Genomic DNA, 15,378 nt, shown 5'->3' on the forward strand with positions numbered 1-15,378 from the left:
ATCCGCATTGCTGCGGAGTCGCTCACTCAAGATACTGACCGTTATCTCATTGCTGAGACAACGCTTAATACTTTTGTGAACATTTGATAATTTAAGTATGCGACTGAGCGAACCCAGCCGGCACCTTCATCAAACGCCCACACTTATCGACTGTTAATTGTTAAAGAACTTGTTCTGTACTACCTTGCCGCACCGTACGAAGCGTTGTGTTCGTCAGCAGCAGAGAAGTGAGATTATGCAATGTTTCGCTTAACTCGTCAACCCCTCGCCTCTTTCGCTACCGCTGCCTTAGAAGCTGCGTTTCGCGTCGAGGAGCAAGACTATAGCAAAGGAGAGCATGCCTGGCAAGTAGGTGGTCAACAAAATCGTTGCGCTTCTGCGTCGCCGTTGTCCACTTTACTTAATAGACCCTAACTATCACTTCATTAAAATTTATTCAATTCCCACTATGGACGAGCATCGCTATCCTTTACCTTCAGCATTGTTTGCGGAGCATAAGGAAGACAAGCATGGTCATCGTCGCCAAGAAAACCAGCCAAGTGCTCGCTCACATGACAATCGGGTTCATGATCGCCTATGCGTTCACCGGCTCGGTCGTGTTAGGGGGCATGGCGATCATCATCGAACCGTTGATCAATGTGTTACTCCTTCCACTGCATGAGAAGGCCTGGGCCGGATTCCGTGCGCGCGCCGGGCGGGAGCGCAATCACTATCTGCGCATTGCCGCGGAAAAGCTGAGCCAGACCACACTGCACACGGTGGTTGCCTTCGGCGTCATGTACTTCGCCACGGGCTCGCTCGCACTCGGCGGGATAGCCGCCGCGATCGAGCCAATCTGCAACGTCCTGCTTCTTCCGGTCCATGACCGTCTTTGGGACAGGCTGGCGTGTCGCTTCACCGGCAGCTTGCGCCCTGCCTGAGCTGCGTTGGCATTCAGTAAAGACATTAGGAGCTCAGCCTCCGGTGTTACACTGTCGCGCTGAGGCGGACACGTTGTCCGCAACGCGGCCCCTGGCGATCTTCGCCATCCACGAGCGAGGGAGTGATGAGCAAGATCGTTTGGCCCGCCTCGCCTTCCGAAGCAGCCGAGCTGATTAGAACGCGGGATTGGAGCAAGACCCCGCTCGGTCCCCTCGACAACTGGTCGGCTGCCCTGCGCACGTTGACCGATGTCGTCCTGCGTTCTCCCGCCAGCATGGCCCTGGTCTGGGGCGACGACCGTATCCTGATCTATAACGACGGCTATGCGCAGGTATGCGGGGACAAACACCCCCACGTCCTCGGCAGCTCGGTACGTGAGGCCTGGCCGGAAGCCTGGAACTTCAACAAGGAAGTGTTCGACGCCTGCTTCGCAGGTGAAGAGCGGGTCTTCCGCGATGCCTGCTTCGTGCTTCACCGCCACGGCGCTCCCGAAGAAGTCTGGTTCGATCTGTATTACGGCCCGGCCGTGGACGAACATGGCGCGGTGCGGGGCGTGCTGGCGACCGTCATCGAAACCACCGAGCGCGTGCGCGCGGAACAGCAGCGGCAACAGCACGAAGACCACCTCCAGAAGGTCAACGCCGATCTCGATACGCTGCGCCGCAGCCTCGAACACACCAATCGCCGCTTGAGCGGCGACATGGACTTCCTCAACACCTTGTTCCGGCAGGCGCCGAGCTTCATGGCGGTGGTGACCGGGCCCGAGCATGTGTTCGAGCTGGCGAATGACGCCTACGCCAAACTGGTACAGCATCGGGCGGTGCTCGGCAAGCCGGTCCGGCTTGCCTTGCCCGAGCTGGCAGGACAGGGGTTCTACGAACTGCTGGATAGTGTCTACCAGAGCGGCGAGCCCTATCATGGCCGCAACATCGAAGTCCAGCTGGACCGTGGCAATGGCGCAGGGATGGAGCGCCGGATCATCGATTTCGTCTATCAGCCCCTGAAGGATGATGTTGGCGGACGCACCTATGGCATCTTCGTCGAAGGCGTCGACGTGACCGATCACGCCCTGACCGAGGAGCGTTTGCGTGTCGCCCAGGAGGCCGGTGAGATCGGAACCTTCGAATGGTACCCGAGCACCGGCAAGGTGGTGGTGTCGGACGCCTACCGCCGCATCTGGGGCTTTGCACCCGATACCGAGATCACTGCGGACCTGCTGGTCAGCCTGGTGGACCCGTCCTATCTGCACCTGGCGGGGCCGAATCGCCTGGGCAGCGAGTCGAATCCACTCGGCTTCTCCGAATTCGTGATCATGCGGGCCGATACCGGCGAGCGGCGCTGGATCGCCCGGCGCGGCCAGGCGGTGCCGAGCACGGTCGCGGGCGAGCGGCGCTACCTCGGGGTGGCCTTCGATATTACCGAACGCAAGCGCACCGAAGAGAACCTGCGCCAGGCCGAAGCCGCGCTGCGCGCGCTGAACCAGTCGCTGGAGCGCAAGGTCGTCATCGAAGAAGCCGAGCGCTTCAAGGCCGAGGATGCGCTGCGCCAGGCCCACAAGATGGAAGCGGTCGGCCAGTTGGCCAGCGGCGTGGCCCACGACTTCAATAACGTGTTGCAGATCATCTCCAGCAACCTGCAGCTGATGGAGCTGGACGGCATCGGCAGCGTGCTCGGCGCACGCGTGGCGAGCGCGGTCGCGGCCGTCGAACGCGGTTCGAAGCTGTCCTCGCAACTGCTCGCGTTCGCACGCCGGCAGCCCTTGCAACCGGTGGCGACCGACCTCGGGCGCCTGCTCGCCGACATGGAGTCGCTGTTGCTGCGCGCCCTGGGCGACCGGGTGGTGCTCGACCTGCGCCGTAGCCCGGGACTCTGGAACGCGCGCGTGGACCGCAATCAGCTCGAGAATGCGATCCTCAACATGGCGATCAACGCGCGCGACGCGATGGGCGGCAGCGGGCGCCTGACCATCGGCGTCAGCAATGACCGGAGAGCGGCGTCCGATGCGCACGTGCTGTTGTCGATCACCGACACCGGCTGCGGCATGACGCCCGATGTCCTCGACAAGATCTTCGACCCCTTCTACACGACCAAGGCCACCGGCGAAGGCACCGGCCTCGGCATGAGCATGGTCTACGGATTCGTGAAGCAGAGCGGTGGCGAGATCCGCATCGACAGCAGCCCGGGCCAGGGGACGACGATCACGATCCTGCTGCCGCGCGCCGATGGCGACGCGGTGCACGACTGGGCCGCCGTGAATGCCAGCGTGCCGGGCGGCGACGAAACCATCCTGGTGGTGGATGACGACGCGGCGGTGGCCGACAGCACGACCGAACTGCTCTCCGGTCTCGGCTACAAGGTGCTGAGCGCGGAAAACGGGGAGCAGGCCCTCGCCGTGCTGCGCTCGGGATTGCCGGTCGATCTGCTGTTCAGCGACCTGTCGATGCCCGGAGCGGTCGACTGTGCGTCACTGGTGGCGCAGTCCCGCCAGCTCGCGCCGGATACGCGTATCCTCCTGACCACGGGCCAGTTGCCCGCCGGCTCGTGTGACGATGCGATCGAAATGCTGCCCAAGCCCTACAACCGGGAGCAGCTGGCCCAGGCGATCCGCCGTCAGCTCGGGGTGGCGGGCCTGTCGGTCCCCATGGCGGCGCCGGCCGTTGCGGACGATACCGTGCGCACGGTGTCGGTGCATGACGAGGCGCGCCGGATTCTGGTCGTCGAAGACGATCCGGACACGCGCGAACTCGCCTGCGAGTTGCTCGCCGCTTTGGGCCATGCCGCCAGCGGCAGCGGTTCGGCCGAGCACGCGCTCATGCTGCTGGGTGAGCACGAGGTCGATCTCCTGTTTACCGACCTGAATCTGCCGCGCATGTCGGGCAGCGAGCTTGCCTCGCGCGCAGTCGCCATACAGCCCGCGCTGCGGGTCATCCTGACCTCGGGTGAAGGACACAACGTGAGCGTTCCGCCGGATAGCGGCATTGTCGTGCTACCCAAACCCTACGATCTCCTGCAGCTCGAACAGTGCATCGCCCTGGCCGCGCTAGAAGCCGGCGAACCTTTCCCCTGACGCGGACCCCAGACGATATGTTCACCACAACGACCGCAACCCGGGTCCTGCTGATCGACGACCATCGGATCAATGCCGAGCTGGTCGCCGGCATGCTGGAGGACCAGCCCGGGCTTGTGCTCGAGTACCAGCAGGATCCCACGAAGGCGCTCGAGACGGCGGTGGCATTTCTGCCGACCGTGATGATGGTGGACCTCCACATGCCGCTGATCGACGGGCTCGACGTGATCAAGGCGCTCAAGAACGACCCGCGCGTGGCGGAGATCCCGGTCATCATGCTGTCTTCGAACACCAGTGCGCGCGTCAAGGCGGACGGCTTCGAGGCGGGCGCGATCGACTATCTGGTGAAGTGGCCGGACCGGGTCGAGCTGATGGCACGACTGCTCGCGCATTCGCGCGCCTATCTCGCGATCCGCGACCGCGACCGCGCCCACGACGCGCTGCGCGCAAGCCAGGCCGAACTCTTCGAACGCACGCGCGAGCTGGCGCATGCGCAGGTGTCGCTGCACGAAGCGGAAAAGATGGAAGCGATCGGCCAGCTGACGAGCGGCGTGGCGCACGACTTCAATAATGTACTCCAGCTGATCAACGGACACCTGCAGCTGCTGCGCATGGCGCACCGCAGCGACGAGCGGACGGTGAAGCGCCTGGACGCCGCGTCGGAAGGTGTGCGCCGTGGCGCCCAGTTGGCGTCGCAGATGCTGGCCTTCGCACGCCGTCAGCCCCTCGCGCCCACGACGCTCGACGTCGGTGGCCACCTGCGCAGCATGGAAGAAACGATCCGCCAGGCGCTGGGCAGCCATGGGCTGAGCCTGGCGGCGGAGGCCGGCCTGAGCGCCTGCCTCGACCCGGGCCAGTTCGAAAAGACGATTCTGCACCTCGTGCAGAATGCGGCCGAGGCCATGGAAAGCGATGGCTGGCTCGAGATTGCGGTCGACGCGACGCAGTTGCCGGACAGCGGGTCCGGCGAGCCGCCAGCCCTGCTGCGGGTGCGCCTGACCGATAACGGTAGCGGCATGAGCGAGGAGCTACAGCGGCGCGCATTCGAACCCTTCTTCTCGAGCAAGAAGGGTAAGCGCGGGGCCGGCTTGGGACTCAGCCTGGCCTTCGGCTTCGTCAAACAGAGCGGCGGGCAGATCGAACTGGCCAGCGTGCCGGACAAGGGGACCACCGTGAGCATGTATTTCCCCCTGCAGTCGGCAGCCGATGCGGCGGCGCAAGCGCCTACGGCAGCGGCGCCGGTCCACACGGTGCTGGTGGTGGAAGACGAAGCCGCGGTGCGCCAGGTCTGTGTCGAGGTCCTGCGCAAGCTCGGACTATGTGTGCTCGAAGCCAAGGACGGCGAGACGGCCCTGGGCATGATTCGCCAACGCCTGCCCATCGACCTCGTGTTCACCGACCTGGTCATGCCCGGTCAGGTGCGCGGGCAGGAACTTGCGGCGGCCATCGCGACCTACCTTCCGCAGGCGAAACTGCTGTTTGCATCGGGTTATCCGGGCGAAGGCGGGACGGACGACGAGATCCTCGAACGAACTCACCTGCTGCGCAAGCCCTACCGGCTGGATGAGATGTCGCGGCTGGTGCAGCAACTGCTGCAGGAAGACTGAGGGCCTGGCGGGGAGTCGGCCAGCGAAGCTGCGGCTCCGCTTTTTAACACGCATCCCCCAGCAAGGCGAGGATGCGCAGTACGGATCAGGGTGATGGCGTGTTGCGTGCAAACGCAAAAAAGCCCGCAGAGATCACTCTGCGGGCTTTTTCATATAACTAGCCTGACGATAACCTACTTTCACACTGGTTGCAGCACTATCATCGGCGCAAAGTCGTTTCACGGTCCTGTTCGGGATGGGAAGGGGTGGGACCGACTTGCTATGGTCATCAGGCTTTGACTTGTCTGAGTTTTACCAATCGGTAAAACTCACAATCCGGGAAGAAGTAAGTTCTTTTTATTCTTGGGTAGCAGTATCAACAAACTGCAGCTGTATTCCTGACTTGTTCTATATCCTACCAAGGTTATAGGGACAAGCCGTACGGGCAATTAGTACTGGTTAGCTTAATGCATTACTGCACTTCCACACCCAGCCTATCAACGTCCTGGTCTCGAACGACCCTTCAAGGAGCTCAAGGCTCCGGGAAATCTCATCTCAAGGCAAGTTTCCCGCTTAGATGCTTTCAGCGGTTATCTCTTCCGAACTTAGCTACCCGGCAATGCCACTGGCGTGACAACCGGTACACCAGAGGTTCGTCCACTCCGGTCCTCTCGTACTAGGAGCAGCCCCCTTCAAATTTCCAACGCCCACGGCAGATAGGGACCAAACTGTCTCACGACGTTTTAAACCCAGCTCACGTACCACTTTAAATGGCGAACAGCCATACCCTTGGGACCGGCTACAGCCCCAGGATGTGATGAGCCGACATCGAGGTGCCAAACTCCCCCGTCGATATGAACTCTTGGGAGGAATCAGCCTGTTATCCCCAGAGTACCTTTTATCCGTTGAGCGATGGCCCTTCCATACAGAACCACCGGATCACTATGTCCTACTTTCGTACCTGCTCGACTTGTCGGTCTCGCAGTTAAGCACGCTTATGCCATTGCACTATTAGCACGATGTCCGACCGTACCTAGCGTACCTTCGAACTCCTCCGTTACACTTTAGGAGGAGACCGCCCCAGTCAAACTGCCTACCATGCACTGTCCCCGATCCGGATAACGGACCAAGGTTAGAACCTCAAACGAACCAGGGTGGTATTTCAAGGTTGGCTCCACCGGAACTGGCGTCCCGGTTTCAAAGCCTCCCACCTATCCTACACAGATTGGTTCAAAGTCCAATGCAAAGCTACAGTAAAGGTTCATGGGGTCTTTCCGTCTAGCCGCGGGTAGATTGCATCATCACAAACATTTCAACTTCGCTGAGTCTCGGGAGGAGACAGTGTGGCCATCGTTACGCCATTCGTGCAGGTCGGAACTTACCCGACAAGGAATTTCGCTACCTTAGGACCGTTATAGTTACGGCCGCCGTTTACTGGGACTTCAATCAAGAGCTTGCACCCCATCATTTAATCTTCCAGCACCGGGCAGGCGTCACACCCTATACGTCCACTTTCGTGTTTGCAGAGTGCTGTGTTTTTATTAAACAGTCGCAGCCACCAGTTTATTGCAACCCTTTCACCCTTCCACAGTAAAGTGGTCAAGCTACCGGGGCGTACCTTATCCCGAAGTTACGGTACCAATTTGCCGAGTTCCTTCTCCCGAGTTCTCTCAAGCGCCTTAGAATACTCATCTCGCCCACCTGTGTCGGTTTGCGGTACGGTCTCGTATGACTGAAGCTTAGAGGCTTTTCTTGGAACCACTTCCGATTGCTTCGCGGCATAAAGCCACTCGTCTCGACCCCTTGAATTCCGCGCCCGGATTTGCCTAAGCGCCTTCTATGAGTCAAAAACTAGCTATTCCAACAGCTAGACAACCTTCCGCGATCCGTCCCCCCATCGCATCATACGACGGTGCAGGAATATTAACCTGCTTCCCATCAGCTACGCATCTCTGCCTCGCCTTAGGGGCCGACTCACCCTGCTCCGATGAACGTTGAACAGGAAACCTTGGGCTTACGGCGTGCGGGCTTTTCACCCGCATTATCGCTACTCATGTCAGCATTCGCACTTCTGATACCTCCAGCATCCTTCACAAGACACCTTCGCAGGCTTACAGAACGCTCTCCTACCATATAGATCAAGTGATAAATCACGAGAAATATATCCGCAGCTTCGGTGACTGGCTTAGCCCCGTTACATCTTCCGCGCAGGACGACTCGATCAGTGAGCTATTACGCTTTCTTTAAATGGTGGCTGCTTCTAAGCCAACATCCTGACTGTTTTAGCCTTCCCACTTCGTTTTCCACTTAGCCAATCTTTGGGACCTTAGCTGGCGGTCTGGGTTGTTTCCCTCTTGACGCCGGACGTTAGCACCCGACGTCTGTCTCCCAAGCTCGCACTCATCGGTATTCGGAGTTTGCAATGGTTTGGTAACTCGCAATGAGCCCCTAGCCATAACAGTGCTCTACCCCCGATGGTGATACTTGAGGCACTACCTAAATAGTTTTCGGAGAGAACCAGCTATTTCCAGGTTTGTTTAGCCTTTCACCCCTACCCACAGCTCATCCCCTAATTTTTCAACATTAGTGGGTTCGGACCTCCAGGGCGTGTTACCGCACCTTCATCCTGGCCATGGGTAGATCACCTGGTTTCGGGTCTACACCCAGCGACTGTCGCCCTGTTCGGACTCGATTTCTCTACGGCTCCCCTATTCGGTTAACCTCGCCACTGAATGTAAGTCGCTGACCCATTATACAAAAGGTACGCCGTCACCCCACGAAGAGGCTCCGACTGTTTGTATGCACACGGTTTCAGGATCTATTTCACTCCCCTCCCGGGGTTCTTTTCGCCTTTCCCTCACGGTACTGGTTCACTATCGGTCGATTACGAGTATTTAGCCTTGGAGGATGGTCCCCCCATGTTCAGACAGGATTTCTCGTGTCCCGCCCTACTTGTCGTACGCTTAGTACCACCGTTTGGATTTCGTGTACGGGGCTATCACCCGCTATGGCGCTTATTTCCAGAAGCTTCCACTATCCAATCGACTATCACGTACAGGCTCATCCCATTTCGCTCGCCACTACTTTGGGAATCTCGGTTGATTTCTTTTCCTGCAGCTACTTAGATGTTTCAGTTCGCCGCGTTCGCTTTGCATACCTATGTATTCAGTATGCAATGACCTATAAGGCCGGGTTTCCCCATTCGGAAATCTGCGGATCAAAGTGTGTTTGCTCACTCCCCGCAGCTTATCGCAAGCTACTACGTCCTTCATCGCCTGTAATCGCCAAGGCATCCACCATGTGCACTTATTCGCTTGTCCCTATAACGTTGGCCCCTGCTGACAACAGGGATCGTCATAGAAAATCAAGAGTACAGCTTGTTGCATGTTTGTTGATACTTGATTACTACCCTAAGTGTGCTCGCTCATCATTGCTGACTCGCTTACACGCTTAAAAAAACTTTACTTCTTCCAGATTGTTAAAGAACGAAAAAACAGTGATCTCGAAAAGACCAAACCTAAACCGCAGAGGCTTACGTTTGTGCTTTCAGAACCAGGTAATGGTGGAGGATGACGGGATCGAACCGACGACCCCCTGCTTGCAAAGCAGGTGCTCTCCCAGCTGAGCTAATCCCCCAGACTAATCCGGATGACGATAACTTGGTAGGGCTGGTTGGACTCGAACCAACGACCCCCGCGTTATCAACACGGTGCTCTAACCAGCTGAGCTACAGCCCCGACATACACTGTTGTTCTCTTTACTAACAGCCGATAAGCGTGGACGCTTGATGATGGAGACAAGCTCCTGGTGCTACTCTAGAAAGGAGGTGATCCAGCCGCACCTTCCGATACGGCTACCTTGTTACGACTTCACCCCAGTCACGAATCCTACCGTGGTAAGCGCCCTCCTTGCGGTTAAGCTACCTACTTCTGGTAAAACCCGCTCCCATGGTGTGACGGGCGGTGTGTACAAGACCCGGGAACGTATTCACCGCGACATGCTGATCCGCGATTACTAGCGATTCCAACTTCATGTAGTCGAGTTGCAGACTACAATCCGGACTACGATACACTTTCTGGGATTAGCTCCCCCTCGCGGGTTGGCGGCCCTCTGTATGTACCATTGTATGACGTGTGAAGCCCTACCCATAAGGGCCATGAGGACTTGACGTCATCCCCACCTTCCTCCGGTTTGTCACCGGCAGTCTCATTAGAGTGCCCAACTAAATGTAGCAACTAATGACAAGGGTTGCGCTCGTTGCGGGACTTAACCCAACATCTCACGACACGAGCTGACGACAGCCATGCAGCACCTGTGTGAAGGTTCCCTTTCGGGCACTCCCAAATCTCTTCAGGATTCCTTCCATGTCAAGGGTAGGTAAGGTTTTTCGCGTTGCATCGAATTAATCCACATCATCCACCGCTTGTGCGGGTCCCCGTCAATTCCTTTGAGTTTTAATCTTGCGACCGTACTCCCCAGGCGGTCTACTTCACGCGTTAGCTGCGTTACCAAGTTAATTAAAACCCGACAACTAGTAGACATCGTTTAGGGCGTGGACTACCAGGGTATCTAATCCTGTTTGCTCCCCACGCTTTCGTGCATGAGCGTCAATCTTGACCCAGGGGGCTGCCTTCGCCATCGGTGTTCCTCCACATCTCTACGCATTTCACTGCTACACGTGGAATTCTACCCCCCTCTGCCAGATTCAAGCCTTGCAGTCTCCAATGCAATTCCCAGGTTGAGCCCGGGGCTTTCACATCAGACTTACAAAACCGCCTGCGCACGCTTTACGCCCAGTAATTCCGATTAACGCTTGCACCCTACGTATTACCGCGGCTGCTGGCACGTAGTTAGCCGGTGCTTATTCTTCAGGTACCGTCATTAGCGCAGAATATTAGTCCGCACCGTTTCTTCCCTGACAAAAGAGCTTTACAACCCGAAGGCCTTCTTCACTCACGCGGCATTGCTGGATCAGGCTTGCGCCCATTGTCCAAAATTCCCCACTGCTGCCTCCCGTAGGAGTCTGGACCGTGTCTCAGTTCCAGTGTGGCTGGTCGTCCTCTCAGACCAGCTACTGATCGTCGCCTTGGTGAGCCTTTACCCCACCAACTAGCTAATCAGACATCGGCCGCTCCAAAAGCATGAGGCCCGAAGGTCCCCCACTTTCATCCGTAGATCGTATGCGGTATTAGCGTAACTTTCGCTACGTTATCCCCCACTTCTGGGTACGTTCCGATGTATTACTCACCCGTTCGCCACTCGCCACCAGGCCGAAGCCCGTGCTGCCGTTCGACTTGCATGTGTAAAGCATGCCGCCAGCGTTCAATCTGAGCCAGGATCAAACTCTTCAGTTCAATCTCTGTTTGTTGACTCTTTCGAGTCATCCGTATTGCTACGGAGTCGCTCACTCAAGATACTGACCGTTATCTCATTGCTGAGACAACGCTTAATACTTTTGTGAACATTTGATAATTTAAGTATGCGGCTGAGCGAACCCAGCCGGCACCTTCATCAAACGCCCACACTTATCGACTGTTGATTGTTAAAGAACTTGTTCTGTACTACCTTGCTGCACCGTACGAAGCGTTGTGTTCGTCAGCAGCAGAGAAGCGAGATTATGCGGTGTTTTGCGTCGATCGTCAAGCTTCTCTTTTTTTCTTTCGCTGTCGTTCGTTTTGCGAATCGAAGCAGCGTCGGAGGAAGAGAACTATATCAAACCCGGCGGCGCTGACGCAAGTGCCAGACGTGATTTTTGGAGACATTTCAAGCCGGCCTGCGTCGAAATGATCACAAGGCCAGGAGCGGACATGTTCCTGCCTTCGCCGGAACATGTCGCTCATCCATACAGCCGCCTGCCTCTTTCTTAATTGCGCAGGGTCATGGTCGCGTAGTGCGGATCAGCCTTGATCTTCTGCTGCGTGAACGGCAGCACCGGCCATTCCTTGCGCGAGTATGCCGCGGTCTGGTCCGCGTACCAGGGCGACTTCGGGTCGGTCGACTGGCCATAGGTCAGCACCGCCTGCGCTACCGGTCCATGGGCGTCGAAGCCGACGGTCTGGATGTAGCTCTGGCCCCAGACCACACCGACGTAGCCGGTCGAGCCGAGCGGAGTGGCCATGGTCAGCGAACTGTAGCTGCCCTCTTCGTCGCCATTCCCGCCATGCAGGGGAATACGCACGCCGTTACGCGGCTCCACCTGGTAGTCGCCGAGCCGGCCATCGAAGGGCACGCCGAGCGACTGCAGCTTGTCGGCCGCGCTGCGCAAGGCCGCCACCATCGCCGGCATCGCTGCCGGCGCCACGCCCTGCGGCGTGTGTACCGGATCGGCAGGGTCGAAGGGCGTGGCCCATTTGTCCGGAATCGCCGAAGCGATGCTCCAGAACTCGCGGAACAGGACAGCGCCGCGGCTGTCGACATCGGCGCGACGGTCCCAGGCTTGCAGCGTCGTGCATGCCTGGCGCACCAGCGCATCGCTTGCGCCCGCGCAGGCGGTCAGCAATTCGGGCAGCACCAGTTCGGCGGCATGCACGCGGTTGGAGAAGGCCAAGGCCTGCATGTCGGCCAGCGCCAGCGTGCGCTTTTGCGCCAGCAGCTCCTCGAGCTGGCGGAAGCCAAGCCGGGTGCGCAGGCTCTGCTCGACGCCGACGCTGCCATACAGTGGCGAATAGCCGAATGGCGCGGGGCCGGTCAGCAAGGCTTTTGGATTGGTCAGCCAATAACTGTCATTGGAGTTGCCGACATAATCAGTGCGCATCATCCATGGCGCGTTGTTCGGGCCATAGATGCCTTGCGGCGCGCCCTGGTCCTGGCCCAAGCCGCAACTGCTGCGCGAACCGTCGAACAGCAGGGCCGCCTCCAGCAGCAGGCAGCCGTTGATGAACTTGTCGGTGTTCATGTGCGGCACCACGCTGGCGTCCGCGTACAGCGTGTTGCCCGCACGGTCGGCGGCGATGGTGTTCACCCACGGCAGGCCGACCACCTTGTCGATCGACGCTTTCAGTTCGCGCACGCTGCCGGCCCTGCCGATGCCGAGCCATTGCTCGAGCATGCGGGCATTGTTGCGGTTCGGGTCGGCCAGCACGAATGCGGCGGTCGAGCTCCAGTCCATGCCTGCTTCGGGACGGACGATGACCGCGCCCTGGTGGCTGAAATAGAAGGTCTTGCTGCGCTGTCGTACCGAGCCGTCCGGCTGCACCGACTCGACCGTCACGGTCTTCGACGTCATCTTGCGCCGTTTGCCGTCATATAGATAGGTGGTCCCGGTGGGGTCCCCGGCGTCCAGGGCCAGGCGGAAGGTCGTGAAGTGGTACGCGGTGGTCACGGTGTGGCTCCAGGCCACGTCGCGGTTGAAGCCGATGACGACCGCCGGCACGCCGCCGATGATCACGCCCATCGCATCGTAGCGGCCCGGGACCGTCAGGTGCGCCTGGTAGAAGCGGTCGGTGGTGGTCCAGGGGAAGTGCGGGTTACCCAGCAGCAGGCCGCGGCCGTTGGAAGATGCCTCCTTGCCGATCGCCAGCGCATTGCTGCCGATGCCTTGCCGCTTGAGATGCTCGAGCTGGGCCACGAGGCTGCGCGTATCGAGCTTGCGCGGCGCCAGCTTGGCCAGTCTCACCGTCTCGCCGGGAGTGCGGCCGCCGGCCACGAAGTCCGCTGCGAATACCTGGCCCGAGGCATGCAGCGCCTTTTCGGCCACCACCAGAACCATGTCGTCGAAGCTGATCGGCTTGACCCACTTGGCGCCGGCGCAGGCTGCGGGCAGCTTCCCGGCATGGTCCTTGAGGTAGCGGTTATAGCCCTGGGCGAAGCCGTCGAGCAGTTGGCGCGGCTCCGCAGGGCCGGCGGCATAGTCGGCACGCAGGCGGTCGAGGTCGACATAGCCCTTGAAGAAGAAATCGCTGTCTTCGTTTTTCAGGTCCATGAAACCGCTGCCGCCGCCGTACTCGTCGCCGGTGCGCTGGCGCGGACGCGCATCGGCGCCGAAGAAGCGCGCGCGCTCGCCGCGCACGGTCAGGACGGAGTCGGCAAACATGCAGACATTATCCTGGGCATAGGCATAGGCCAGTCCATAGCCGAGACTGCGGAAATCGGTAGCCCGAACGTGCGGCACGCCGTGGGTCGTCCGTGCGACATCGACCTTGATGTGCGGGGCAGCCGCGGTGCGGGCCGAGGTTTGCGACATCGTGGCGGTCTGCTGGGAGTCCTGGCCGCGGCCGCAGGCGCCCAGCGCCAGAGCGATCGAGGTTGCGAACACCAGCCTGACAGGAAGCCGGAGGGAGCCGGGACGACCTTGCATGGGAGCCTTTCTGCGTTGGAACGCGAGTTAACGTTAGCGCGCCACTTTACCTCCGAAGATTGTCCGCACGATATGCCGAGCGAATTAAATGGATGAGCAAAAGACCGACCCGCCCCGCTTCGCACGGAATCTCAAGACAGCCGTACTATTTAGTACAATCCGGTGTTGTTATTTCGAGAATATTGCTTCTTATGCGAGATAACGAACAGTAAGCAAGATGCCAAAAGGTAATACTTTGCTGAGCAAGTAACCCAAGATTCGTGTCCCTTGGGCCCGATTATCAACCATGTTATTGAGTGAAAATAAAACAATGAAAACTTCCAGCAAACTCGCCGCACTGATCGCACTGGCCTGCGCAAGCATGATGAGCGCCCACGCCGCGCCGCAAGACACCATGGCCCAGCAGCCGGCGCAAGCCGATGCGACCTTCGTGAACCCTGACTGGGCCAACAGCGCCTGGTACATGGGTGCGGGCGTTGGCCGTTCGCGCGCCAAGATCTACAACAGCGACCTGGCACGCCGCATGTCGGAAGCCGGCCTCCCGCTGAATTCGTATAACGCGGACAATCGCGACACCGGCTACAAGCTGTTCTTCGGCAAGCAGCTGAACCGCTATTTCGCAGTCGAAGCCGGTTACTTCGACCTGGGCGACTTCAGCTTCGACGCCACCACCACCGGCGGCGCGCTGCGCGGCGAGACCGACTTCCGCGGCGTGAACCTGGACCTGGTCGGCCAGCTGCCGCTGACCGAGCGCCTGTCGCTGCTGGCCCGCGCCGGCGTGCAGTACGCGAAAGCACGTACCAGCTACTCGGGCAATGTGCTGAACGCGGTGACCAACCCGAATCCGCCAAACGAAGGCCGCCGTCACGCGAAACTGGGCCTGGGCGCCGAGTTCAAACTGAGCGAAGCCCTGGCGCTGCGCGCAGAAATCGAACGCTACCGCGTGACCGACGGTTCGTACAACAGCGGCGACGTGCACCTGACCTCGCTGAGCCTGGTGTACAAGTTCGGCCGTCCGACCGCACCGGCCTATGTGGCGCCGGCACCGGTCGTCGAGGCAGCGCCGGCACCAGCACCGGCACCGGTCGCCGCACCGGTGCAGCCGGCACCGGAACCGGTCCCGACCTCGGAAAAGGTCTCGATCGCGACTGAAGCCCTGTTCGACTTCGACAAGGCAATCGTCAAGCCGGAAGGCAAAGCTGCACTGGACGAGTTCATGGCGAAGCTGGAAGGCCTGGACACCGAAGTCATGATCGCCGTCGGCCATACCGACTCGGTCGGCACCGACGCCTACAACGAGAAGCTGTCGCTGCGCCGCGCCGAAGCAGTCAAGGCCTACATGGTGTCGAAAGGCCTGGATCCGGCCCGTCTGTACACCGAAGGCAAGGGCGAGTCCCAGCCGGTCGCCGACAACGCCACCGCCGAAGGCCGCGCCAAGAACCGTCGCGTGACCATCGAAGTGGTCGGCACCCGTACCGTCAAGCAGTAAGCTCGGCACATCGACAAGG

Annotated in this window: 5 protein-coding genes, 2 tRNA genes and 3 rRNA genes; 4 read left to right on the forward strand and 6 right to left on the reverse strand. The window is 59.5% G+C overall.

What is annotated here, in order from left to right; all coding sequences use genetic code 11:
* The first annotated feature begins 509 nt into the window (after positions 1-509).
* The 3 genes from IM543_23145 to IM543_23155 all read left to right on the forward strand — a co-directional run bounded on the left by IM543_23145 (position 510) and on the right by IM543_23155 (position 5,595).
* The gene (locus tag IM543_23145) at positions 510-920 is read left to right on the forward strand and encodes a DUF2061 domain-containing protein (GenBank protein QOY94325.1); all 411 of its coding nucleotides are present in this window, start codon (positions 510-512) and stop codon (positions 918-920) included.
* 125 nt (positions 921-1,045) lie between these two features.
* The gene (locus IM543_23150) at positions 1,046-3,988 is read left to right on the forward strand and encodes a response regulator (GenBank protein QOY94326.1); all 2,943 of its coding nucleotides are present in this window, start codon (positions 1,046-1,048) and stop codon (positions 3,986-3,988) included.
* A 17-nt stretch (positions 3,989-4,005) separates the two neighbouring features.
* The gene (locus IM543_23155; GenBank protein QOY94327.1) at positions 4,006-5,595 is read left to right on the forward strand and encodes a response regulator; all 1,590 of its coding nucleotides are present in this window, start codon (positions 4,006-4,008) and stop codon (positions 5,593-5,595) included.
* A gap of 160 nt (positions 5,596-5,755) precedes the next feature.
* Here IM543_23155 and rrf read toward each other — a convergent pair.
* From rrf to IM543_23185, 6 genes are all read right to left on the reverse strand, one after another.
* Positions 5,756-5,868 (reverse strand): 5S ribosomal RNA (gene rrf, locus IM543_23160).
* A gap of 134 nt (positions 5,869-6,002) precedes the next feature.
* Positions 6,003-8,894, reverse strand: a 23S ribosomal RNA gene (locus IM543_23165).
* Between the two features lie 240 nt (positions 8,895-9,134).
* A tRNA-Ala gene (locus IM543_23170) sits at positions 9,135-9,210 on the reverse strand.
* Positions 9,211-9,234: 24 nt separating this feature from the next.
* Positions 9,235-9,311 (reverse strand) — tRNA-Ile (locus tag IM543_23175).
* An 82-nt stretch (positions 9,312-9,393) separates the two neighbouring features.
* Positions 9,394-10,928, reverse strand: a 16S ribosomal RNA gene (locus tag IM543_23180).
* The 16S, 23S and 5S rRNA genes sit together here with 2 tRNA genes alongside, the layout of an rRNA operon.
* 509 nt (positions 10,929-11,437) lie before the next feature.
* Positions 11,438-13,756, reverse strand: coding sequence for an acylase (locus tag IM543_23185; protein ID QOY96832.1), 2,319 nt, complete (start codon positions 13,754-13,756; stop codon positions 11,438-11,440).
* Positions 13,757-14,180: 424 nt separating this feature from the next.
* Between IM543_23185 and IM543_23190 the strand changes: the two genes are divergently transcribed.
* Entirely contained in the window at positions 14,181-15,359 is a 1,179-nt protein-coding gene (locus IM543_23190) for an OmpA family protein (GenBank protein ID QOY94328.1), read from the forward strand.
* The last annotated feature ends 19 nt before the right edge of the window (positions 15,360-15,378 follow it).

The organism is Massilia sp. UMI-21 (assembly GCA_015277795.1).
In the GTDB taxonomy this organism is placed as follows: domain Bacteria; phylum Pseudomonadota; class Gammaproteobacteria; order Burkholderiales; family Burkholderiaceae_D; genus Telluria.

What these genes read in the sequence shown, in the direction of transcription:
- IM543_23145 (QOY94325.1), top strand. Translation starts at nt 510, where the DNA reads ATGGTCATCGTCGCCAAGAAAACCAGCCAAGTGCTCGCTCACATGACA.
- IM543_23150 (QOY94326.1), top strand. Translation starts at nt 1,046, where the DNA reads ATGAGCAAGATCGTTTGGCCCGCCTCGCCTTCCGAAGCAGCCGAGCTG.
- IM543_23155 (QOY94327.1), top strand. Translation starts at nt 4,006, where the DNA reads ATGTTCACCACAACGACCGCAACCCGGGTCCTGCTGATCGACGACCAT.
- IM543_23185 (QOY96832.1), bottom strand. Translation starts at nt 13,756, where the DNA reads ATGTCGCAAACCTCGGCCCGCACCGCGGCTGCCCCGCACATCAAGGTC.
- IM543_23190 (QOY94328.1), top strand. Translation starts at nt 14,181, where the DNA reads ATGAAAACTTCCAGCAAACTCGCCGCACTGATCGCACTGGCCTGCGCA.